The sequence below is a fragment of the Mesorhizobium sp. LNJC405B00 genome (assembly GCF_000502615.1).
Classification (GTDB): domain Bacteria; phylum Pseudomonadota; class Alphaproteobacteria; order Rhizobiales; family Rhizobiaceae; genus Mesorhizobium.
The window spans coordinates 30267-51823 of the sequence record NZ_AYWC01000003.1 but is presented as its reverse complement, the minus strand read 5'-3'; the positions used below and the strand labels follow the sequence as shown (position 1 = coordinate 51823).

General features: G+C 59.5%; 19 protein-coding genes. 10 read left to right on the top strand and 9 right to left on the bottom strand.

Going from position 1 to position 21557, the window contains the following annotated elements; translation table 11 throughout:
- Positions 1 to 441 precede the first annotated feature (441 nt).
- Positions 442 to 1479 carry an IS110 family transposase gene (locus X756_RS158320; protein WP_023689374.1) on the bottom strand — a complete coding sequence of 346 codons (1038 nt, stop codon included), beginning with the start codon at positions 1477 to 1479 and terminating at the stop codon, positions 442 to 444.
- A 371-nt stretch (positions 1480 to 1850) separates the two neighbouring features.
- On the opposite strand from X756_RS158320, the gene X756_RS158325 reads away from it, so the two are divergent.
- From X756_RS158325 to X756_RS1000000168650, 3 genes are read left to right on the top strand one after another with little or no spacing between them, the layout of a single operon-like run.
- Complete coding sequence (locus X756_RS158325) at positions 1851 to 2933, top strand: hypothetical protein (RefSeq protein WP_023729040.1); 1083 nt, start codon at positions 1851 to 1853, stop codon at positions 2931 to 2933.
- On the top strand, positions 2930 to 3538 hold the full coding sequence (locus X756_RS1000000166595) for a RelA/SpoT domain-containing protein (RefSeq protein ID WP_023689376.1): 609 nt from the start codon (positions 2930 to 2932) through the stop codon (positions 3536 to 3538). Before X756_RS158325 ends, X756_RS1000000166595 begins: the two co-directional genes overlap by 4 nt.
- 34 nt (positions 3539 to 3572) lie before the next feature.
- A complete protein-coding gene (locus X756_RS1000000168650; protein WP_156933879.1) occupies positions 3573 to 3902 on the top strand; it encodes a hypothetical protein in 330 nt (109 codons plus the stop codon).
- An 81-nt stretch (positions 3903 to 3983) separates the two neighbouring features.
- Here X756_RS1000000168650 and X756_RS158335 read toward each other — a convergent pair whose 3' ends face one another.
- On the bottom strand, positions 3984 to 4757 hold the full coding sequence (locus tag X756_RS158335) for a hypothetical protein (RefSeq protein ID WP_023729039.1): 774 nt from the start codon (positions 4755 to 4757) through the stop codon (positions 3984 to 3986).
- 517 nt (positions 4758 to 5274) lie between these two features.
- Between X756_RS158335 and X756_RS1000000168645 the strand changes: the two genes are divergently transcribed.
- Entirely contained in the window at positions 5275 to 5421 is a 147-nt protein-coding gene (locus X756_RS1000000168645; protein ID WP_023740436.1) for a hypothetical protein, read from the top strand.
- 35 nt (positions 5422 to 5456) lie between these two features.
- Here the strand turns inward: X756_RS1000000168645 and X756_RS1000000168640 are convergent, their stop codons facing one another.
- Positions 5457 to 5882: a hypothetical protein gene (locus X756_RS1000000168640; protein ID WP_023689379.1), complete on the bottom strand. Its 426-nt coding sequence runs from the start codon at positions 5880 to 5882 to the stop codon at positions 5457 to 5459.
- Between X756_RS1000000168640 and X756_RS1000000169720 the strand changes: the two genes are divergently transcribed.
- Together X756_RS1000000169720 and X756_RS1000000169715 are read left to right on the top strand one after the other, a co-directional pair.
- The gene (locus tag X756_RS1000000169720; RefSeq protein ID WP_245262711.1) at positions 5782 to 6168 is read left to right on the top strand and encodes a ThiF family adenylyltransferase; all 387 of its coding nucleotides are present in this window, start codon (positions 5782 to 5784) and stop codon (positions 6166 to 6168) included. The two genes, X756_RS1000000168640 and X756_RS1000000169720, sit on opposite strands and share 101 nt — an antisense overlap.
- A 16-nt stretch (positions 6169 to 6184) precedes the next feature.
- On the top strand, positions 6185 to 6730 hold the full coding sequence (locus tag X756_RS1000000169715; RefSeq protein ID WP_023729037.1) for a hypothetical protein: 546 nt from the start codon (positions 6185 to 6187) through the stop codon (positions 6728 to 6730).
- Positions 6731 to 7104: 374 nt separating this feature from the next.
- Here X756_RS1000000169715 and X756_RS158340 read toward each other — a convergent pair whose 3' ends face one another.
- Positions 7105 to 8520 (bottom strand): mannose-1-phosphate guanylyltransferase/mannose-6-phosphate isomerase, encoded by a 1416-nt coding sequence (locus X756_RS158340; RefSeq protein ID WP_023689381.1) that lies wholly within the window; start codon positions 8518 to 8520, stop codon positions 7105 to 7107.
- Between the two features lie 240 nt (positions 8521 to 8760).
- Complete coding sequence (locus tag X756_RS158345) at positions 8761 to 9747, bottom strand: nodulation protein NodZ (protein ID WP_023711832.1); 987 nt, start codon at positions 9745 to 9747, stop codon at positions 8761 to 8763.
- A 972-nt stretch (positions 9748 to 10719) separates the two neighbouring features.
- Here X756_RS158345 and gmd point away from each other — a divergent pair.
- The 3 genes from gmd (at position 10720) to X756_RS158360 (ending at position 14508) form a co-directional block, all read left to right on the top strand.
- Positions 10720 to 11790 carry a GDP-mannose 4,6-dehydratase gene (gene gmd, locus X756_RS158350; RefSeq protein ID WP_023729036.1) on the top strand — a complete coding sequence of 357 codons (1071 nt, stop codon included), beginning with the start codon at positions 10720 to 10722 and terminating at the stop codon, positions 11788 to 11790.
- Complete coding sequence (locus tag X756_RS158355; RefSeq protein ID WP_023689384.1) at positions 11790 to 12734, top strand: GDP-L-fucose synthase; 945 nt, start codon at positions 11790 to 11792, stop codon at positions 12732 to 12734. The genes gmd and X756_RS158355 overlap by 1 nt, the downstream gene beginning before the upstream one ends.
- A gap of 352 nt (positions 12735 to 13086) precedes the next feature.
- On the top strand, positions 13087 to 14508 hold the full coding sequence (locus X756_RS158360; protein WP_023689385.1) for a phosphomannomutase: 1422 nt from the start codon (positions 13087 to 13089) through the stop codon (positions 14506 to 14508).
- A gap of 168 nt (positions 14509 to 14676) precedes the next feature.
- Here X756_RS158360 and X756_RS158365 read toward each other — a convergent pair whose 3' ends face one another.
- The 4 genes from X756_RS158365 to X756_RS158380 all read right to left on the bottom strand — a co-directional run bounded on the left by X756_RS158365 (position 14677) and on the right by X756_RS158380 (position 20238).
- The gene (locus X756_RS158365; RefSeq protein WP_023689386.1) at positions 14677 to 17073 is read right to left on the bottom strand and encodes a transketolase; all 2397 of its coding nucleotides are present in this window, start codon (positions 17071 to 17073) and stop codon (positions 14677 to 14679) included.
- Positions 17074 to 17124: 51 nt separating this feature from the next.
- Positions 17125 to 18075 (bottom strand): PDR/VanB family oxidoreductase, encoded by a 951-nt coding sequence (locus X756_RS158370; RefSeq protein ID WP_023689387.1) that lies wholly within the window; start codon positions 18073 to 18075, stop codon positions 17125 to 17127.
- Positions 18076 to 18081: 6 nt separating this feature from the next.
- Entirely contained in the window at positions 18082 to 18573 is a 492-nt protein-coding gene (locus X756_RS158375) for an MOSC domain-containing protein (protein WP_023689388.1), read from the bottom strand.
- 159 nt (positions 18574 to 18732) lie between these two features.
- Positions 18733 to 20238: a PLP-dependent aminotransferase family protein gene (locus tag X756_RS158380; protein ID WP_031237899.1), complete on the bottom strand. Its 1506-nt coding sequence runs from the start codon at positions 20236 to 20238 to the stop codon at positions 18733 to 18735.
- A gap of 74 nt (positions 20239 to 20312) precedes the next feature.
- On the opposite strand from X756_RS158380, the gene X756_RS158385 reads away from it, so the two are divergent.
- Positions 20313 to 21545 (top strand): PLP-dependent aspartate aminotransferase family protein, encoded by a 1233-nt coding sequence (locus X756_RS158385; RefSeq protein ID WP_023689390.1) that lies wholly within the window; start codon positions 20313 to 20315, stop codon positions 21543 to 21545.
- The last annotated feature ends 12 nt before the right edge of the window (positions 21546 to 21557 follow it).

The following is a 21557-nucleotide window of genomic DNA, read 5'->3' as shown; positions in this document are numbered from 1 at the left end:
CCTATCTACGTCAGCCACCCGATCCGCTCGGTCCGCAGTCCTGCCAAACAATAAGCGCTGGGAAGGGAATAGGCGCCGCTCTGGTGCATAGTTCGCCAGTGTTTCGCTTCTGGCGCAGCCGCGACCCCAGCGATCGCGGGATTGTCTTCTGTGGATGGCTCCCGCGATGCAAGAGGTAATTCGACATTATGGCGCGTTGGTCGGGTGCAGTCTTCTGTCCGGCCTGTTGATGCAGCCATTCGAGACTGCTGGCCCTGATGGGGTCGGCGAACTGGGTCCCAATCTGCTTATCAGGCTATGATGCCTCGGACATTCGACGGGTTGTCCCTGTTCCCGGCCTGACCGGTCTCGCCATCACATCGCGTCGCTCTCACAACCTCATGGAGCCGATCGATCGGCTCGAACTGTTCTCTGCCCTTAAAATTTCATCCTCTTCGAACCTTACGCCGCAAGGCTCGCGGCATGGCGAGCTTGATAGGTTTCGCCGCGCGCCATGATCGCCCACACCACGCGGGCCATCTTGTTTGCCATGGCTAGGCTTGCCACGCGCGCTGGCTTCCTGGCGAGCAACGCGAGGAGGCGCGGATCCGCTGTCTCCGGTTTGTATCTCGCCCGACGAATCAACGATGTAGCGCCGACCACCAGGAGCTTTCTCAGATACCGGTCGCCCATCTTGGTGATGCGGCCGAGCCGATCCTTGCCGCCGCTCGAGTTTTGCGAAGGTGTCAGCCCAAGCCAGGCGGCGAACTCTCGACCCGAGCGGAACTGACCCGGATCGGCAACCGAGGCCGCCAACGCTGTAGCCCCTACCGGACCGATACCGGGGATCGTCGACAAGCGTCGTGCGACGTCGTCGGTTCGTTGGAGGGCACTGATCGAACGGTCGATCGCCTGGAGACGAACATGGGTGTCGAGCACCTGCCCGCACAGGAGACCGAGAACCTGCGTTGCCATTGCCGGCACTTCCGGCGTCGCTTCCTTCGCGGCGATCTGGTGCGCCAGCCTGAGCGCCCGCTCCAAACCTTGGGGAATGTCGATGCCGAACTCAGCCAACAAGCCGCGGATCATGTTCACGAGTTGCGTGCGCTGCTTGACCAGAAGATTGCGTGTGCGGTGAAGCGACAGGGCCGCCTGTTGCTCGGCCGACTTCATCGCCACGAAGCGCATGGTCGGGCGTGTCACCGCTTCGCAGATCGCTTCCGCGTCCACCGCATCATTCTTGCCGCGCTTCACATAAGGCTTCACGTAGCTCGGCGGCATCAAGCGGACCTCATGGCCGAGCTCCGTCAGTTCTCGAGCCCAGTGATGTGACGTCCCGCAGGCCTCGATCCCGATCAGGCAGCGCGGTAGCTTGACGAAGAACGGCAGAACTTGCGATCGGCGCAGTGCCTTGCGCACAACAACATCTCCAGACGCGTCGACGGCGTGAACTTGAAAAATGCGCTTGGCCAGATCGAGGCCCACGGTGGTAATCTGCATGGCGGATGGCTCCTTTGCTCGGGTTGCCTGACAGCAAACCCACTGTGGCACTCAGATGCCGGGAGCGGGAGCCATCCACCTCATCTGCTTTGGGCAACCGCAAAACTGAACTCTGCGACCGACATTGAGGCGCATTGCCGCCCGCAGCGTTTGGGACGGTAGCGAACCGGCAGATGTCGTTATCGCTCATCAGCGATAGCCGGCCTTCTGTCCCGTATAGCGAAGGCTGAGAATGGCCCGATGAGAGATTCCCGTTGACGGAGATCGCATCGTGGCGAGGTCAGTTTCCTTTCGGCAGCGCATTCTAGCGCCTGCCGTTTGACAATCTTCAAGCGAATGCTTGAGATACATTTCGTGCTAGAAGCTTCTACGTGGCGGAGCAAGCCGCAGCGAAGGGGCGATTTTTCTGCACTTACTTCAGGGGGAATAGCGTGCCCATTCAAAGCATTTATACATACCTTGTCTATCCTGGCAAAGGTGCCGACGAGATCGACGCTATCAATGGCTCTGTTGTTCCACTACAGGGTAAGCTCTTCGACCTGTTGGAAGAGGTATATCTGCGCTCAGACAACGAGTATACAATCGACATTGCGTTCAGCCTGGGAGCAGACGGCACCCAGAGGAACCCATGCCGAGCGCTTCTGATCAATCACCTCACCAACGGGACGATCGACACCGGCCGTCTATTGGCCGAGCGGCTGGCGCAGCACACCACCAAACGGTCAGGCCTGGGACTGCTGTTTCTCGTAGCGGGTCAGGACGGCCAAAACCGTAAGATCGTGGTGTCGCGCTTCCCAGCTCACAGTGCAGTGTTGGCGGAGACAGAAGCGGCAACCCTGACACTCGCCTTTCTTGAGCGCGTCTTTATGAGAAACGCTTACTCATACAAAGCGGTCGTCTACCAGCATACTTCGCTGACCAATGGCTTCTGGACGGGCCGCGCCATCGACAAACAGATCGAGAGTCGAGAGCGTGAGGTCTCTCAATACTGGATCAACGATTTCCTCGATTCCGCCCTTCGCACGACCCCTACCCGCGGAACGCGCCGGCTTGCGCTCGCGCTCAAAGCAGCGGTCAGCAAAGCCAAGGACGTAACCGTCAAAAGTGAGATCGCGTCGGCGGTCACTCTCGGCCCAGGTATGCAGGGACAGACCACGAGCGTGAACGGCTTTCTTGACCACTTCCACTTCTCTGAGCCCACCCGCAACGCAATCCTCGCCGAGATAAAGGATCCGACAATCCAGGCTGAGAATTTCGTTTTCGACGCTCCTGTCTTCACTGAGCAGGTGCCGTACCGCACCGTGGAGCTGAGCTCCGGAGCGGTGCTTACCGCGCCGTCGGCCGACTTTGATGAGGTCTTCACGAAGGAGCCGGTCCACGCTGAAGTTGACGGAGAATACAAGTACTCCACTATAGGTTCTGTCGTGACCGAGAAGATAGCGAGGTCAAAATGACGGACCTTCGAACTGACTATACGAACCGGTACACCAAAGCGCTGACACCGGTAGCGACAGCGTTGATCGGCAATCTGACCGAAATCATTGCGGGCACCCCTCGCGTTGACCGCGTGACCGCACGTCCAAAGTCAATCGATCGCTTCATGAGCAAGGCGGAGAAGGCGGACGGTGATAAGCTGAAATACGATGATCCGCTCAACCAGATTCAAGATCAGATCGGCGCGAGGATAGTTGCCTTCTATTCGAGCGACGTTCCGGTGATCGAAGAGGTCATCCTTCGGGAGTTTCGACCAATCGAATCGAAACACGTCGTTCCTCAGCACCAATGGGAGTTTGGATACTTTGGTAGGCACCACATCCTCCTAATGCCGAGCGACCTGTATGGCGCTGCTGAGGACAAGGCACTCGTCCCGGATGTCTTTGAGTTGCAGATCAAGACCCTTTTTCAGCACGCATGGTCCGAAGCAGAGCACGATCTCGGCTATAAGCCAGGAGAGCAACCGCTTAACCCTGAGGATGAACGCTTGCTTGCCTTCACATCCGCCCAGGCATGGGGTGCCGATCGCATTTTTGACGACCTATTTAAAAAGCGGTCTTGCTAGTGGCGCACGCGACTCACGCGGGAAGTACGTTGGGGTGAAAATTCTCCCGTTGCTAAGTTCGAGAGAGGCGACGAGCAAAAAGCTGCTCAAACACATACGTGCCGCAGCCAAAATATGCGGCCATGCTAATTATGAACTTACGGCAGGTTTCGAGATCAGCGGATTCGATCCGGAGCGGCTTAGATTGGGCGCTTTGCGGTCCGTCAGGAATGTCGCGCACGCCCTGCGCCTGGCACCACTGGAGGAACTGGCCGACATCCCTGCTGTAAGCGCGGCGGGTGTTCGGATTGCGGATATGCGCGGTGAAGAATTACAGAAACCGCCAGCGGGCGCGCTCGCCGGCGGCGTCGACCACGGGAACTGATGGAGCAGAAGAGCAGAAAACCCGACGAGCTGGTTCATGGCTTACCCCACGCGTCAAATCGTCGAAGCAGGAGGGCGGCGGTCAAGAGCACGACGTGTAGCCGAAATGTGCTGTCGTCGGGTTCCGAAAGCCCCGGATGCGACCCCGCCGGAGCCAGCCGCTTGAAAAGGCCATTGAGGAACCCTCGGCCGTCATTGTCCATTCGTTAAGCGGTATGCTCAGAAAACCTGCGGCTGCGAGCTTGGTCCGTCGTGGCTGGCCGCTAGCGAGTCCCGCTGCAGATGAATCGATCTTCTCCGACATCCCGTCGAGCACCGAATCGAGAAAATTGCGAAGCTGCCCATTGGCGCTGGCCCATTGGCCTCGCGCGTGAGCGTCGAGCGCCTGGTCTAGATGTCCCTGCGCGGTAGTGAAACCATGTCGGTCGAGCAGCACCGTCATCTCGGACTGAACCTGTGGCATGCCTATATCCTCTGGCAACGTGCGGCGCAGCTTGCCTGCCACAACTGCGTAGTCGTCCTGCGCTAAGGCATGCTTGAGCGGCACATACACCGGGTGAAGAGTGACAGGCTCAGACCAAGGGTATTCCGGCTCCTCGGACGGCATGTGCTGGACAGCCAGTTCAACCAAAACATTTTCCAGCAGACCACCGTCAACCGGCTGCTCGGGGTTCGCATCCACAAACGCCTTGAGGTCATTCATGCGTTTTTTGACGCTGAAGCCGTCGCTACGAAGATGCCGATATATGTCCGGTCCGAATTCGATGAACAGTGCGCTGGTTTCGGCCTGGCTCGAAACCGATTCCAGAACGTCGATCGCCGCAAGGACGGTTCGACGAGAAAAAAGCACCCCCATTGGCGGCTCCCACAAGCTTATGATAAAAATAGGTTCTCATAAGCTAGTGGCATCGACCACCGAAAATGTGGCGGGCTCGGGGCACCTTCTATCGCCGGCGCATCGCAGTTCGTCGAGAAGTGGAAGCGCGCGAAGGCGTGCGTCATCCTTAATTGGGGTGGCGGCATTCTCTATCCGGCGGGCGAAGGACCTCCCGGCGTTCGTGCGGCCCCTTTCTCAACGGTGAGAGTTTGCCCTAGCAGCTTGACCCACGAGGAGTTTCTGCGCGCGTTATGCTGGGAGGATGCAGCGAGCAGCCTCCCGAGGAACGATCGCCATGCCAATGCCAATCAGGGCTGCGTGGGGAACATATGGTCGATCCATCGCGCGCGCAGGCGGCCACGACCTCAAGCGCCATGCTGGGCGTGTGTGTCTCGGAATTGCCATGAGACAGCCAGCGCCACTCCTGTCGCACCCGCGAGGAGTGTGGTGATCGACTTGTTTGCGTTGCGCCCGCCGGATTTTCAGGAGGGACAAATTGACTGAAGGCGGCACGGTCAGTATCACCAACGTGATTGAGGCGCTGGAACGCCTTGTCGCCATTGCACACAGTGACACCGTACGGGCGCGCCGAGTGGCCGATTTCCTCGTCGCGTGCTGGAATGCGTACGCATTCGCAGACTAAGATTTCACGCACCTGTCAAAGCATCGCGGATGACATTATGTCTGCAATCGATCAAGGACGTTTCTGCGGCGCGTCCACAAAGGAAATAGGCCTGGGCTATCAGCGCGACCAGCACCAAATCTAAGCTTACCATTCTGGAGACCGTCTATCCGCCGATTTCCAATCAGGAGGTGGTATGGCTTCAGAACGAGTCGGAAGCCGTCGAGCAATTTCGCCAGAGCGACTTTTATATGATCGCGGGGCGAGCCGAGGCGACCTACCAACAACTGGAACTCGACGAGGACCGACAGATCCTGAGCTTCAATTTCGCGATCGGCGACAGCTTCGCCGATTGCGCCATTCTCAACCTCCGCGAATTGCCTGGCGTATGGAGCCGGCGCCGCAAGCTGCTTTGCCGCCGCCAACGTCTTTCGAACCGTCTTTGCTTCCCAGCTGACCGGCGCGGAGCTGGACGAGAACATCGACCTCTGTTTATATACCTACAACAAGAGCAACGCCGGCGATTCCATCCCCTTAGACTTCCCTGTCGACCTCGGTGAAACGCACCTCGTTGGGCTCGGCGCGATGGGCCATAGCTCGCTCTGGGCGCTGGCGAGGCAATCCGGTCTGTCCGGGCGCCTGCATGTAGTTGATCACGAAGCTATCGAACTCTCAAACCTGCAGCGCTACGTGTTGGCAGGTCAGGCGGAGGTCGGCCTCTCTAAGGCGGCCCCTAGCAACCCACGCCCTTCGGTCCACCGCCCTTGAGGTCGAGGCGCACCCTATGAAGTGGGCAGAATATGTTGCGCGCCGGGGCGACCGGGTATTCGACCGAGTGGGTGTGGCGCTTGACACCGCCGCCGACCGTCTAGCTGTCCAAGGTGCTCTGCCCAGATGGATCGCGAACGCCTGGACTCAGGAGCAAGATCTAGGCATCTCGCGGCATGGTTTCGATGACGGCCAGGCTTGCCTTTGCTGCATGTACATGCCGACCGGGAAATCCAAGGACGAACACCAATTGGTCGCGGAGGAACTCGGAATGCCGGAAGCACACGAGGAGGTAAAAACGCTCCTGCAGACCAATACCGGAGTCCCCAATGAGTTCGTAGCTCGGGTGGCTACGGCGATGGCCCGTTTGAGCCGCTCGCCGCGTTTGTTGGCCAGCCCCTCCGTTCCTTTTATCAGCAGGTTATCTGCGGCGGCCTGGTGTTCCAGCTTAGCGATGGAAGTCGTCTCCTTCGAACCGTGGTTCCGATGGCCTTTCAATCAGCGATTGCCGGGATCATGCTTGCCGCAGACCTGGTCAAGCATAGTGCGGGTTTTCCGATGAGTCCGACGACCAGCACTCGCGTGAATCTACTGCGCCCCCTTGGTTCTTACCTCCATGATCCGAAAGCCAAAGATTCCAGCGGCCGCTGCATCTGCAGCGATGAGGATTTCATTGCCGCCTACAGGCTGAAATACGGCTGTGCCGTTGGACAGCTGAGCAACGGGTCCGCCTAAGAAATATCTGAAGTCTTCGTTCCCGCGGACGGCGAGCTGTCAAGCGCTCACCGATGTTTTCGACCACGATCGAGTGCCTGATGAGAGTGCGGGGCGGATACTATGACACGCTCGGCCCGCTGCTTGCCAATGTCAGGCCCAGAACCCACGACAGAGATCCTTGAGCGACGGCTCGCCGTTTAACGTTTTTTGTACTGTTATCTACGTTCGACCATATTCGTCGTCGAAGCGAACGATATCATCCTCGGCGAGATAATCGCCGCTCTGCACTTCAATGATAACCAGGTCAATTCTGCCTGGGTTCTCGAGCCGATGCTTATGGCCGCAGGGGATGTAAGTAGATTCGTTTGTCCCCAGGAACAACTCCTGCTCGCCATTGACGATTTTGGCGGAGCCGCTGACCACGACCCAGTGCTCCGAACGATGATAGTGCATCTGCAGGCTCAACTGGCGACCGGGCTTTACCTCGATGCGTTTGATCTTGAAGCGCTCGCCTTCCTCCAGAACCGTATAGGTACCCCAGGGCCGGTGTACCGTGCTATGGACCAGATGAGCTTCATGTCCCGAAGCCTTGAGGCCCTCGAAGAGCTTCTTAACGTCCTGAACGCGGTCGCGGGATGTGACAAGCAAAGCGTCCGGGGAATCCACGATCACCAGATCGCTTACGCCCACCGTGCCGATGACGCGCTTGTCGGAGCTCACATAGGTGCCGGTCGTGTCGACCATATGCACATCGCCGCGTATCCTGTTCCCGCTTTCGTCGGGGGCGATCAAATCGGCCATTGCGTTCCAGGATCCGATGTCGTTCCAATCCATGTCGCAGGGAACCACGGCAAGTCTGTTAGTCTTCTCCATGATAGCGTGGTCGAGCGAGATTCGCGGCGCGGAACCGAAATGCTCAGGCGCGAGTTCGATTTTGGCAAAGCCTTGGCATTGACTGGCGCGGCCGTTCTCGTAGCTGTCGGCGACGGCCTGGAGCACCTCGGGACAATGCAAAACCATCTCGTCGAGCATGGTTTGCGCACTGAAGCAGAAGATGCCGGCGTTCCAGAAGAAGCATTCGGACGCGACATAGGCTTTGGCTGTCTCCAGATCCGGTTTTTCGACGAAACGGACGACGTTCTCACCATCTGCTTCGATGTAGCCGAATGCTGTGTCCGGTCTGGTTGGGGTGATGCCCAATGTGGCGATCCGCCCGAGCTTCGCATGTTTCATGGCCAGGCCCATGACGTCTAGAAACGCAGGCAGGTTGCCAATCAGGTGATCGGCCGGGAAGACGCACAGGATCGCGTCAGGGCCTTGCGTTGCCCTCGCATGGATCGCGGCTGCAGCCACGGCGGCGGCCGTATCCCGGCCTTCGGGCTCGAGCAGAAAGGTGCGTGGCAGGACCACGGAATCCAGTTCGTCAAATTCGTCCTTGGTCAGGAAGAGGTGGTCCCCGGATGTCACAGCGACGAGTTCCACGACACCTTCTATCGAAGCGGCGCGCAGCACAGTGTGCTGAATGAGAGAATATCCATCCGCCATTTTGAGGAAAGGTTTGGGGTGCGATTGCCTTGAGGCGGGCCATAGCCGCGATCCGGCTCCGCCGCTGATGATCACGGGAATGACTTTCATAACCAACCTCAATTTCGTCTCTGGAGTGATCGCCCGCGTTCTTTCGAGCGTCAGCGTCACGATCGCCGTCGCTCTGGCTTGTCTGCGGCCCCCGCGTAACAGCGAAGTTCTGGCACGTTGCAGGCGGCGTCAGATGACGACGGTATCGGTAATGTACGACGCCTCCACTGGCGTCGGTGAGAAATGCGCATTCAACTATGCCTGTTGGTTGCGTCTGCCGAATTGCGCAGGTGGCGGGTCTTAACTGAGATCAGAGACTTGGCTGCCTTCTATCAAAGTCAAACGACTTGGCTCTTTCAGATCGAATTCAATTACCCGTGGTGCGAAAAGGCGTGCATATCGTGTAAAGGCGCTCGTCGGGGGAAACCGAATTACGGTATCGCAGCGCCCGAGAAGATACATCTCAACGAGGGCGGAAATTCCGCCGTCAATCCCGAGTGCTGCAGTGTGTAAAGGGCCACCTTGATTGGATCCGAAGTGCTTCGGGACAGTGAGCAGATCGGGAAACCTGGCCGACAGAAGATCCAGTATCCGCGCGCTGTCCGTGCATAAGAACAGCCGCACAGGCCTGGGGTGCGGTAACGCCTTAGCCTTGTCAATTGCAGCGCACACTTGCCGAACGGCGAGCTCCGGATCGGCCCAGTAGGGCGCATGCTCCATGATGTCTTCACCGTTACCGTGCCGAACATGAATCCCGATGATGCTGTGCCCCTCAAAACATTCCTGATAAATGGCATCTATGCGGGCTTGAATTTCTGGCCGAGGCTGGACACTCTGGAACACCTGCCGCTCTGCATCCTCATCGCACCGCCACATCAGACAAGCGTCACACACTACTGTGTTCGCTTCGACATCGTGTTCGGCCTGAAAGAGCTCGCCCAACTCATCGCGCTCTTGGAAAATCTGCTCATCTGGCCGGTAAAGGCACTCGATCGCCGGCCTGTTCCACCACTCCGGGAAGAATGGACCAGGGAAGGAAACGTCGTTGATCCGGTCGTCGGAAATAGCCGGCACGCCAGCGATGTCATTGATCGGCTGGAAGAACACCGGAAACGCATTTGTGAAGGGTTGGTCGAGGTAGCAGGCCCCCCGCCAGTCGATGACTAGAGTTCGTCCCGACCGCTGCGCGTAGCGCCAAGCGGCCGCCAATGACCACAGACAATCACCGAACCCCGTACGCCTCCGAGAGACGACGAACCGGCGCTTTTCCAATCCACTAACATGCATTTTCGGAAATCTCGTTCAGAGAGGAGGTTGCCCGGTTTGGTATCCTTAGTCGACACGTAGACCCTGACGCCGGGCGCTTGGCAGAGGCCGGGCCATAGGGCAGAAGAGCTCACTCAGCACTGCCCACTAATCCCGTGACGCTCGCACAGCTTGAAGCCGATGCCCTCGCTTCCGGTTCAGCCTTCTCTACTGGGCTTCCGCGGCATATGTAAAATCTATTGAGTGGATGCCGGCCATCCATGTGTTGGATGCCATGATGAAGGGCTCGGCTGACGCGGGCCCGGCCAATAGAGCCGAAACAGCCGGGAAACGCTGCGACACTGCCTGCCGAAGCAAATCATTCCGTCGACGCCGTACGCCAAGGTGCAAGGCTGCATACAGCAACCGGTACCGGGCGAGATGAGGTCGACGGCTCGACGCGCCTGGAACCAGCTGATCGACAGAATCTGCAGTCTGCTCCCAAAGTTCTGCACGACCTGTGCCGGATGCTGTGGTGAGGGCTCGCGGCCACGAACTTTGTCCTCGCCCCGAACGGAAGCTCGGGACCTACGACTCCGGGCCGGCGATGCGCCCAGGCTGCTCGGTCAGACCATCCATTCTGTGGATGCACTTTATCCAAACAATCGATTTCACTGATCCAAACAATTCCCATTAGAAGACGCTGAAGCAAGAAAGAAGGGCGTCCTCACTCGCTGATAGATGAGCAAATCAGCTGCAAGGTGCTCGGAGTACAGTCGCTCGCGGCGTGAGCTGATCGGCACTCTAACCGCATGTACGAATCCCAGTTAGCGGCGCAACTCTATTTTGCTGTGACTCCAAGCAAGAGCAGGTGTGCTCGGCTGGCAGACCGTCAATGACGAGCTTCGCGCCGCATCTGTCGAAGTGCTCCATAGGGCACGGGGCGGGCCGCACATTGTGTCGGCGTGGCGAGCCGGAGCCGAAACTTTAAACTTTAGATAGAGCAGGAATAGAATGGGCGATAGCAGAAAAGTTGCTCTTATTACGGGCATAACTGGACAGGATGGTGCCTATCTTGCCCGTCTTCTTCTCAAAAAAGGCTACATCGTTCATGGGATTAAGCGACGTTCCTCTTCCTTCAACACGGGTCGTATCGAAGACCTCTACCAAGACCCGCACGAATCCGATCCGCGCCTGATCTTGCATTACGGTGACCTCACTGATTCGACTAACCTCATCCGCGTGGTTCAGGAATCTCAGCCAGACGAAATTTACAACTTGGCTGCTCAGAGCCATGTGCAGGTGTCGTTCGAAACACCTGAATACACAGCAAACGCGGACGGTATCGGTACATTGCGACTTCTTGAGGCGATTCGCCTCCTCGGTCTGACGGACAAGACCCGCTTCTATCAAGCCTCGACTTCGGAGCTATACGGCCTCGTGCAGTCCGTACCGCAGAACGAAACGACGCCCTTTTATCCGCGCAGCCCTTACGCCGCCGCCAAGCTCTACGCCTACTGGATGGTCGTCAATTATCGCGAGGGCTATGGTATGCACGCTTCCAACGGCATTCTTTTTAATCACGAAAGCCCCCTTCGTGGCGAAACTTTTGTGACGCGCAAGATCAGCCGCGCTGCCGCTGCTATCTACCTGGGCAAGCAGGACAAGCTTTATCTCGGCAATCTCGATGCTCAACGCGATTGGGGCCATGCGCGTGAGTACGTGCGAGGTATGTGGATGATGATACAGCAGGATCAACCGGATGATTACGTGCTGGCTACGGGCAAAACGACTCTTGTCCGCCAATTCGTCGAGTGGGCTTTCGAAGATATCGGCGTCGAGATCGAATGGCGTGGCAAGGGTGTCGGCGAAAAGGGCTATGATGTAGCGAGCGGCAGATGCCTAGTCCAAGTGGACCCACGCTACTTCCGCCCCACGGAAGTCGATCTTCTCCTGGGTGACGCTACCAAGGCGAAGGAGAAGCTCGGCTGGGTGCATGAGACATCCGTGCGCGAGCTTGCTGCGGAAATGGTGCGCGAAGACCTGAAGGTCATGCAGACATCTGTAGTCATGAAGGAAGCGTAATGTATGATCTGAACGGAAAAACCGTGTGGGTCGCTGGCCACAAAGGTATGGTGGGCAGCGCTGTTGTACGCCGACTCGCGTCTGAAGACTGCAAAGTTGTGGCCGCCCCTCGGGGAGAGCTAGACCTCAAGCGACAGACCGAGGTTGAAAACTTCGTGGCAGTGATGAAACCGGACGCTATCATTATGGCGGCGGCAAAGGTAGGTGGTATTCTCGCGAACGCCACCTATCCGGTCGACTTTCTTTACGACAATCTGATGATCGAGGCCAATATCTTCGCGGCAGCCCACGAAAACAATGTCGACCGCGTCCTCTTCCTCGGCTCGTCTTGCATCTATCCGAAGATGGCACCACAGCCCATTCCTGAAAGCGCGCTTTTGACCGGGCCACTAGAGCGCACCAACGAATGCTACGCCGTCGCCAAGATCACCGGCATCAAAATGGCTCAAGCCTATCGCCAGCAATACGGCCGCGACTACATCTCCGCTATGCCGACGAATCTCTACGGGCCAGGCGACAATTATGACTTGCAGTCAAGCCACGTCATCCCAGCGCTGATCCGGAAAGCGCATGAAGCTAAGCTCATAAGTGATAAGCAAATCACCATCTGGGGCACGGGCACACCACGTCGGGAATTCATGCACGTCGACGACTGCGCCGACGCATTAGTCTTCCTTCTGAAGAACTACTCTGACCATGATCACGTCAATCTCGGCTGCGGACAGGACATCACGATCCTAGAGCTGACTAGAATGATCTGCCGTGTAGTCGGATTTACTGGGGAGATCGCGCATGATCACTCTAGACCTGACGGTACACCGCGAAAGCTGATGAGCGTCGACAAGCTGCGCACTTTGGGATGGGCGGCAAAGATCACTCTCATGGAAGGCATCGAGAGTGTCTATCATGCATTTCTAAACGGGAGCTACACCGAACGGCGGTAGATAAGAGGATTTGCTGCGTCTCAGGCCTGTACGCGCTTTCGGGACCCAGAGCTAATGTAGACTGAGACAATCACTCGATGGCGATAGCGCTCATGTGAGCCAGCCGCGAGGAGCCCCGCCGGACCCGGACCCCATCCGCTCCAACCTCGTCGCCGTGAAGGTCACGGTGCGCTGCCCACGCCGACGCCGACTGCGTCAATCCTCACAAGGGTAACCGTCGATAACCGAACGCGTCTACGGTAACCGAATGTACTTCTTGTTCTCGTCCGAGGGATCTGTCGATGGGCATTCCGGACGAGCCAAAGTTTGAGCATGTTACCTTCAAAACCCGGTTAGCAACGTCGGATTTGGTATGAAATTCGGAACAAGTGGATTACGGGGCCTGGCGACAGAATTGGCAGGAGCCGCCTCTGCCCTATATGCAACGGCATTCGCGACATTCCTGCTGGAATCCGGCCTGGCCAGAATTGGCGACGAGATACTCATAGGGCGCGACTTTCGCGCCTCGAGTCCGGCCATCGCCGCCGTCTGTGCGGCGGCACTGTCCGCGCTCGGCTTCATCGTAGTCGATTGCGGCGCAGTCCCCACCCCTGCCCTGGCACTGTATGCTCAGGCGCGTAAGAGTGGTTGTTTGATGATCACAGGCTCGCACATTCCGGCCGACCGTAATGGAATAAAATTCTATCGACCCGACGGTGAGATCGACAAGGATGATGAGCGGGAGATAACGCGCATCGCCTTGCAGCTGGAGAAGCGCGGATACGTCCTTGAAGGTGCTGTTGCACGTCGGCAGCACCGGGAGGCCGAATGCAAGGCCTTGTTCATGGCGCGCAATCGAAAGCTTATGGAGATTAATGCTCTAAAGGGCTTAACGGTGGGCGTATATCAGCACAGCACAGTCGCGCGCGATCTCTTGGTTGACATTCTCTCATATCACTGTGCGACGGTCGTAACCCTGGGACGTTCGGAAGTTTTCATTCCTGTCGACACTGAAGCGGTCTCTGACGAGACTGCTCAACAGTTCAAGCTCTGGGCCAAAGAGCATCGGCTTGATGCGGTCGTCTCGGCAGATGGCGATGGTGACCGCCCACTGGTAGCTGACGACCATGGAGACCCCCTTCGCGGTGATTTGTTAGGCCTGATTACGGCGAACTTCCTGCAAGCGAAGGCAGTCGTCACGCCGGTCACATCAAACTCTGGTATCGAGACCGCAGGTTCTTTTAAAGTCGTGCGTACCAAGGTTGGATCGCCATTTGTTATTGCTGCCATGCTCGATTTGGTTGCGTCGGGTCACGAGCGCGTGGTTGGTTTCGAAGCAAACGGTGGTTTGTTGACCGGCACGGACTTTGACCCGAACGGAACTAAACTGCCAGCGCTACCTACACGCGACAGTTTTCTCCCCATCCTGGCGGCACTTTCCCTTGTCAGTACAAGTGGGCAGCCACTGTCGGAGATTGGCAGTTCCTTTCAATTGCCGGCGGCGGCGGCGGATCGCTTGGAAAATTTTTCCGTCGAAAGCAGCACTCGCCTCATGACATACCTTCGTTCAGCGGAAACTAACATCGCCGCCTTCGTCGGGTCGATTGGAGTGGTAAGCAAGGTTAGCGATGTTGACGGACTTCGTATCACTCTCGCGGATAAGCGTGTCTTGCATTTGCGTCCATCCGGAAATGCCCCGGAAATGCGGTGCTACGTCGAAGCCGAAAATCGGGAGGACGCGGAGCTTTTGCTCCGGACTGGATTGGATCGAATTCGTAATTGGACGCAAGGCTAAATAAAAGCCGCCTCCCTGCGTATTCCCAGGTGACCCTGGGGTCGCACAAGCTACTCAAGCGCGATCAGAACGTCCACAGTGTCCCGGCCCTGTCCGCTTTGAAGCGAACCGGAACGCCCGTGGAAACAGCCGATCCGTACCAGCCACGGAGCATCCGGTCGCTCATGGTCAAGGCAGCGCCTTCCGGTAGCGAACAGCCGGTCCCGCACTGACCGCCTGCGCCGCATGTACGATGGCGTTGGTGTCCAGGCCGTGGTGACGGTATAGGTCCGCAATAGTCCCCGTCTGGCCGAACTGCTCGACCCCGAGCGCCTTCACGCGATGCCCGTTAACCCCACCGAGCCACGCGAGCGTCGCCGGGTGGCCGTCGATCACGGTGACGATGCCGCAGTCACGCGATAGCGGCGCGAGCAGCCGCTCGATATGACTCAGGGCGCCAATCGCGCCACGCTGCCGGGCACGTTCCGCCGCCTGCCAGCCCGCATTAAGCCGGTCCGCGGAGGTGATCGCGAGCAGCCCGACATCGCGCCGGTCCTCCGCCAGAAGACCCGTCGCGGCAATCGCCTCCGGCGCGACGACGCCTTGATAAGCAATGACGACACTCGCGTTGGGCCCAGGCGGACGCAGCCAATAGGCGCCATTGACGATGTCCCGCGCGAGCGCCGGGTTCATGTCGCGCGGCGGCTGCTCGAGCGGCCGGGTTGACAGGCGAAGATAGACCGATCCTCCGGTCTGATCACGCAGCCACGTCGTCTCATCCGGATCCCCCTCGCCATTACGTTGCATGTAATCGAAGGCAAAGCGCATGATCACGGACAGTTCGTCGACGAAGGCCGGTTCGAAGGCGCAAAGCCCATCCTGCGCCATGCCGATCAATGGGGTGCCGATCGACTGGTGTGCTCCGCCCTCGGGCGCTAGCGTCACGCCCGAGGGCGTTGCGACCAGCATGAAGCGCGCATCCTGATAGCAGGCGTAGTTTAGCTGGTCGGCCGATCGGTAGATGAAGGGATCATAGACTGTCCCGATCGGCAGCAGGCGCACGCCATTGATCGAGTGCGAGAGACCGAGCGCCCCGAGCATGATCATCAGGTTCGACTCGGCGATCCCGAGCTCGAGGTGCTGCCCCTTCGGCCCAAATTCCCAGGTAAAGGTCGACGGAATGCGTTCGGCCTTGAAGGTGTCCGCCATGGTCTCCCGGGCGAAAAGGCCGCGCCGGTTGACCCAGCCACCGAGATTGGTCGAGACCGTCACATCGGGCGAGGTGGTGACAATGCGGTCGGCAAGCAGACTGCGCTCGCGTGCGATGTCGTTCAGGATCTGGCCGAACCCCATCTGGGTCGAGAGCGGCTTGCCGGGCTGCCCCGGTGACGGAAGGGTTTCAGGCACCGGCACCGACGGCGCAGACAGCCTCCTACGCCCCTCACTGAAGAACGGCGCCTTTGCGAAGAAGGCGTCAAGTTCCGCTTCCGGCAAGGTGGCGGCCGCCCATTTGTTCCACTCCTCACCCCGCTTTACGCCCATTTGCAGGCGGTAGTCTTCCATCTGCGTGGGCGTCATCTGCCCCGCGTGGTTGTCCTTGTGTCCGGCAAGCGGCAGACCGTAGCCCTTGATGGTGTAACAGATGAAGCAGACGGGACGGTCATGCCTGGACGCCGCCTCGAAGGCTTCGAGGAGGCTCGGCATGTCATGCCCGCCAAGGTTCGTCATCAACGCCTGCAACTCGTCGTCGGAGCGGCGTTCGATCAGAGTGGTGACCGGCCCTTGGTCTCCGATCTCGTCGAGCAGCCGCTTGCGCCAGGCAGCACCCCCTTGGAAGGTCAGCGCCGAATAGAGCTGGTTCGGACAGCGCTCTATCCACTCGAGCAGCTTCTCGCCCCCCGGCTCGGCAAAGGCAGCCTCTTGCAGAGCCCCGTGGCGCAGGACCATCACGTCCCAGCCGAAGTTGCGAAAAATCTGCTCGAAACGCTGCCAGAGGCCCTCCCGGATCACGGCGTCGAGCGACTGGCGATTGTAGTCGACCACCCACCAGCAGTTCCTGAGCCCGTGCTTCCAGCCTTCGATCAGGGCCTCGTAGATGTTGCCCTCATCCATCTCGGCGTCGCCGATCAGGCTGACCATTCGGCCCTCGGCACGCTCCTTCATCCAGCCGTGACCCGAGACGTAGTCCTGCACCAGCGACGAGAACAGCGTCTGAGCAACGCCGAGACCCACCGACCCGGTCGAGAAGTCGACATCGTCGACATCCTTCGTCCGCGAAGGGTAGCTCTGCGCGCCCTTGTAGCCGCGGAAGTTCATGAGCTTTTCGTGGGTCTGGTTGCCCGCCAGATACTGAAGTGCATGGAAGATCGGCGCCGCATGGGGTTTGACCGCCACCCGATCCTGCGGGCGCAGGACCGAACCGTAGAGCGCGGTCATGATGGTACTCAGCGACGCGGACGAGGCCTGATGCCCCCCGACCTTGATCTCATCGCCCTCGCGGACGTGGTTGGCGTGGTGGATCGTCCAGGCTGCGAGCCAGGAGACGCAGCGCTCGATCTCGTGCAGATATTCCAGTTTCCTCGTCATTCAGTTTCCCGCAAATCAGCTGCCGGTCTCACAGGACCCCCGCCCAAATGGTCAAAGATCGAGTTTCAACACACCTGTCGCGCGCGATACGCAGGGGATGAAGCGGTGGCCGCGTGCCTCCTTCGACAGGACGGCATCCCGATGGATCGGCTGTCCCGCCAGCATTGCGCATTCGCAGGTCCCGCACACCCCGTTCTCACACGAGGCCATCAACGGCACACCGGCCGCACGCAAGGCGGCCAGTGCCGTGGTCTCAGCCGAAACCTCAACCACCCTGCCCTCAGCCAGTTCTATGACGAATGGTTCCGGTGGCGCGCCATCAAACTCGGGAGGCTGGAAAGTTTCGAAATGAACAGTACCCTCGGGCCAGTGTTGAGCCGCGCGCCCCACAACCGCCATGAAGCCAGGCGGTCCGCAGTAGTATGTCTGCGCGTCGTCCGAACGGTTCGCCAGCAGCGCGGCGATGTTCTGCCGGGTCTGAGGCTCGTTGTCGAAATGGATCCGCACATTGCCGCCAGGAAGATCGCTCCCGATCGCCGCCAAGAGTGGCGTGAGCGCCCGGCTGCGGGTGAAATAGTGCAACTCGAAGGGCTTGGCCTGCCGGGTCAGCGCGCGCGCCATGGCCAGAATCGGGGTGATCCCGATTCCCCCTGCCAGCAGCAAAGTCGGCCCCTCGCCTGGCTTGAGCGCAAAATGGTTGCGTGGCGCGGAGACAGGCAGTGTGGAGCCGACGGCAATGGTTTCGTGGATCCACGCCGAGCCGCCACGGCCGTCATTCTCGCGCTTCACCGCGATGGTGTAGCGGCCAAGCTCGGTCGGGTCGCCGCAAAGTGAATACTGACGCACCTTCCCTTCAGGCAGATGGACGTCGACGTGAGAACCCGCTTCGAACGCCGGCAGCACAGGTTTACGTGGGTGTTTCAGGTCGATGACCAGCACGTCGCCCGGCTCCTTGCGGGCGGCGGTCACGGTCAGCTTCATGATGATGCGCGGCGACGCCATGGCGTTTCACTCGTCGATGGGCAAGATCAGATCACCGGGGCGGATCACGCCCCCGACCTCGATTGTGCAGTTCAGGCCGGAGCGGTTCAGAAGCCCCTCGTAGAGACCCGGAAGCCCGAGCAACTCCTCGATATACTTGCACGGCACATTCATCCGGGCGGCCCTGAGAATCGTTTCCCCGACCCGGAAGCGTTTGCCGACAAGATGGCTAAGCGGAACGCCTCGTGTCGTCAGATTGCGCCGGTGATCTTCGGGTCCGAGCTTGGCCTTGAAGCCCGGAATCCTGGGCTCGCCCTTCGCGATGGCGTCCAGAACTTCAGCTTCGATCAATGTCACCTCCCGAACGTCGGGACGCGCCGAATAGGTCCCCGTCCCCAGGTAGTAGCGGTCTCCGACAATGCCTTGGCCGGCAATAAGCTGCGCCTGCGCCAGCTCCTCCATTTCATAGGAGCCGGCAGGCGCGATATGGACGTGAAGCAGCTTTCCTCGCCAGGTCATCATCGCTCTCGGAAATTCGTCTCGTGGAAACCTGCTGCAAAACTGGCCTGATCAACAGCGCCAGTTGCATGGCATTTTCCCGGTCCAGTTGGCTGTTTGGAAAGAAATACGGCGGGCCCTCGGACCGTTTTCAGCGCCAGCTTTCGGCGTCGCCCCGTCTCAGTTGTTCCGCGCCGGCATCGCGTCTTGCACCTGCTTGACAACCTCTCGCAGGACCTCAACGCCCTTCCCGATCTGCCGAATGCTCAAGGCGGCATAGCCCATGACAAGTCCGACGCGATCGGTGCGGCCTTGGTCCGATGGCCGTTCGTAGAGCGGCGAGATCAGGTGTAGCCCCAGGCCAGCGTCGCGGGCGGATTCGACCAAGGCCGTTTCCCGCGATCGTGGCAGGTCATTGAACCAAACCGCGACGTGCAGTCCCGCATCTGCTCCCTGGACAGTGATGCGATCCCCGAAGCTGTGCTGCAAGGCACCCAACAACGTTTCCCGACGCTCGCCGTTCAGCCTGCGCACACGGCGCACATGGCTTTCGTAGCCGCCGCTCTCGATCAACGATGCCAGCGCTTCCTGTTCAGCGACCGGCGAATGCCGGTCTGCGAATTGTTTGGCGGTTGCGAAGACCTCCTGCAATTCGGGCGGGAGGACGAGGTAGCCGATGCGCAGCATCGGCGAGAGCGTTTTGGAGATCGTGCCGAGGTAGATGACAGCCCCGTGGTCCTCGAGACTGTGCAGCGGAGGGACCGGATTGATGTCGTAGCGATATTCGCTGTCGTAGTCGTCCTCGATCACATAGGCGTTGTTGTGCCGCGCCCATTTCAGAAGCTGATGGCGGCGCGCGATCGGCATGACGCCGCCAAGCGGAAACTGATGCGATGGCGTCACATACGCCAGTCGTGCTCCGATCCCCGCCAGCAACTCGGTCCTCATCCCGTCTTCGTCGACGATGACCGGGATGGGTGAGGCACCCGTACTGGCAAAGACCTGACGCGCCATCCTGTAGCACGGATCCTCGATGACGAAACGGTCGGCGGGATCGAGAAGCAGGCGCGCGCACAGATCAAGGCCCTGCTGCGAACCGTTCACAACTATGATCTGGTCGAGGTCGCAGCTCAGGGTCCGGGCGCGCCAGAGATAGCCCTGAAGCGCCTGGCGAAGCCGGCGCGAGCCGCGAGGATCGTCATAGGCAAGACGCAGCGGGCGCTGCCCCATCGCCTCGTTCATCGCGCGTTTCCAGACCAATGAAGGGAAATCCGACGGCGCGAGGTCGCCATAGCGGAACTCGACCTTCAGCCCAGTCGGCAGATAATCTGGCCAGGGTGACGTCGCGCGCAGCCGCTCGCCATATGCGGACAGGTGGATCGGGCCGACCCGTTGCGCGTGAGTGCGCCCCGTCCCAGGGCCCATCAACGAAGACGCAACGCGAGGTCGTGCGCCTTGACGGACTTCGATGAAACCCTCCGCAGCCAGTTGCTCATAGGCGACCGTCACCGTGGTTCGCGAAACGCCGAGGTCATTTGCCAGGGCTCGGGAGGATGGCAACTGACTGCCGGTTTCGTAGACGCCGCCGAGGATTTGCTCGCGAAGGGCTTCGTATATCTGGCGTGCACCCATCGCGTGCGAGCGCGCTGCAGACCCGGCACTTGAAGACTGGACCATCTCTTTCATCGCCAACTGGATATTTCACATTGGCCAGGTTGCCGTCAATCTTTCGGAACCCCAAGAGAGATCGCAGAGGCCGAATGACCAGCTCCCATCAATCCGAAACCGATGCTCCCACGGGGTCGCTCAACCGCACCAGCCCCGGATTTGCCACCCGGGCGATCCATCATGGCTACGATCCGGCCGGCTTTTCCAATGCCGTCCAGCCGCCAGTGTTCCTGACGTCAACCTATGGGTTCGAAAGCGTGGCAGCAAACGATGCCGCCGCCGCCCTTGGTGGACGGCTCTATGCGCGCGAATACAATCCCACGACCGAGATCCTCGAGCAGCGGCTCGCGAATCTGGAAGGAGCCGAGGCGGGGCTGGTTGTTGCCTCGGGGATGGCGGCCTTCGGCACTCTGATCCTGTCGCTCCTGTCCCAGGGCGATGAACTCATCGTCCACAAGACGCTTTATGCGAACACGCTTGCCATGGTCGAACAGGCGGTCCCCCGCTTCGGCATCAAGGTCGTCGCGGTCGATCTGTCAAATCCCCACAATCTCGATGCTGCGATCACCGAGCGGACGCGGCTGGTTTTCTTCGAGACGCCGGTGAATCCGCTGAGCCGCATCCTCGACATAGCGGCAATTGCCGAGCGCGCTCACGCGCGCGGTGTGAAGGTTGCCGTGGACAGCACCTTCGCCTCGCCCGCGCTCCAGCGACCGCTTGAGCACGGGGCGGACATCGTGCTCCATTCGATGACCAAGTACATCAATGGTCATGGCGATGCCCTTGGCGGGGCGCTTCTCGGCGACGCCCAAACGCTCCGTACGCTGCATGAAACGGGCCTGCGCTACATCACCGGCGCAGCGCTCTCGCCCCTGTCAGCTTTCCTAATCCTGCGCGGTCTAAAGACGCTGACGCTGCGTATGGAACGGCACAGCGCCACGGCCCTTGCGGTGGCTCGGGCGCTGGAAGCGCACCCGGCGGTGGCATTTGTGAGTTATCCGTTCCTCGACTCGCACCCTGATCAGGTGACGGCGCGAAAACAGATGTCCAACGGATCGGGCATGTTGGCCTTTGGCCTCCACGCTGGATACGAAGGAGCGCGCCGGATGATGGACCGGCTCAACCTGATCATTCGCGCCGTCAGCCTCGGCGATGCCGACAGCCTCATCTATCATCCAGCAAGCCTCACCCGTGCTCGGCAGCCGATCCGCAAGGATGCCCATTTGGCCGATGGAGTCGGCGAGGATCTCATGCGTCTCTCGGTGGGGCTTGAAGACGCTGATGACCTGATCGCCGATCTGCGGCGGGCTTTGGACGTCTTGTAATGACCTGGCGTG

Coding starts and splice junctions, on each gene's coding strand:
- X756_RS1000000166595 (WP_023689376.1), top strand. CDS start 2,930: ATGACGGACCTTCGAACTGACTATACGAACCGGTACACCAAAGCGCTG.
- X756_RS158320 (WP_023689374.1), bottom strand. CDS start 1,479: ATGCAGATTACCACCGTGGGCCTCGATCTGGCCAAGCGCATTTTTCAA.
- X756_RS158380 (WP_031237899.1), bottom strand. CDS start 20,238: ATGAAAGAGATGGTCCAGTCTTCAAGTGCCGGGTCTGCAGCGCGCTCG.
- X756_RS158340 (WP_023689381.1), bottom strand. CDS start 8,520: ATGAAAGTCATTCCCGTGATCATCAGCGGCGGAGCCGGATCGCGGCTA.
- X756_RS158365 (WP_023689386.1), bottom strand. CDS start 17,073: ATGACGAGGAAACTGGAATATCTGCACGAGATCGAGCGCTGCGTCTCC.
- X756_RS158385 (WP_023689390.1), top strand. CDS start 20,313: ATGACCAGCTCCCATCAATCCGAAACCGATGCTCCCACGGGGTCGCTC.
- gmd (WP_023729036.1), top strand. CDS start 10,720: ATGGGCGATAGCAGAAAAGTTGCTCTTATTACGGGCATAACTGGACAG.
- X756_RS158335 (WP_023729039.1), bottom strand. CDS start 4,757: ATGGGGGTGCTTTTTTCTCGTCGAACCGTCCTTGCGGCGATCGACGTT.
- X756_RS158370 (WP_023689387.1), bottom strand. CDS start 18,075: ATGGCGTCGCCGCGCATCATCATGAAGCTGACCGTGACCGCCGCCCGC.
- X756_RS158345 (WP_023711832.1), bottom strand. CDS start 9,747: ATGCATGTTAGTGGATTGGAAAAGCGCCGGTTCGTCGTCTCTCGGAGG.
- X756_RS1000000169715 (WP_023729037.1), top strand. CDS start 6,185: ATGAAGTGGGCAGAATATGTTGCGCGCCGGGGCGACCGGGTATTCGAC.
- X756_RS158355 (WP_023689384.1), top strand. CDS start 11,790: ATGTATGATCTGAACGGAAAAACCGTGTGGGTCGCTGGCCACAAAGGT.
- X756_RS158375 (WP_023689388.1), bottom strand. CDS start 18,573: ATGACCTGGCGAGGAAAGCTGCTTCACGTCCATATCGCGCCTGCCGGC.
- X756_RS158360 (WP_023689385.1), top strand. CDS start 13,087: ATGAAATTCGGAACAAGTGGATTACGGGGCCTGGCGACAGAATTGGCA.
- X756_RS1000000168640 (WP_023689379.1), bottom strand. CDS start 5,882: ATGTTCTCGTCCAGCTCCGCGCCGGTCAGCTGGGAAGCAAAGACGGTT.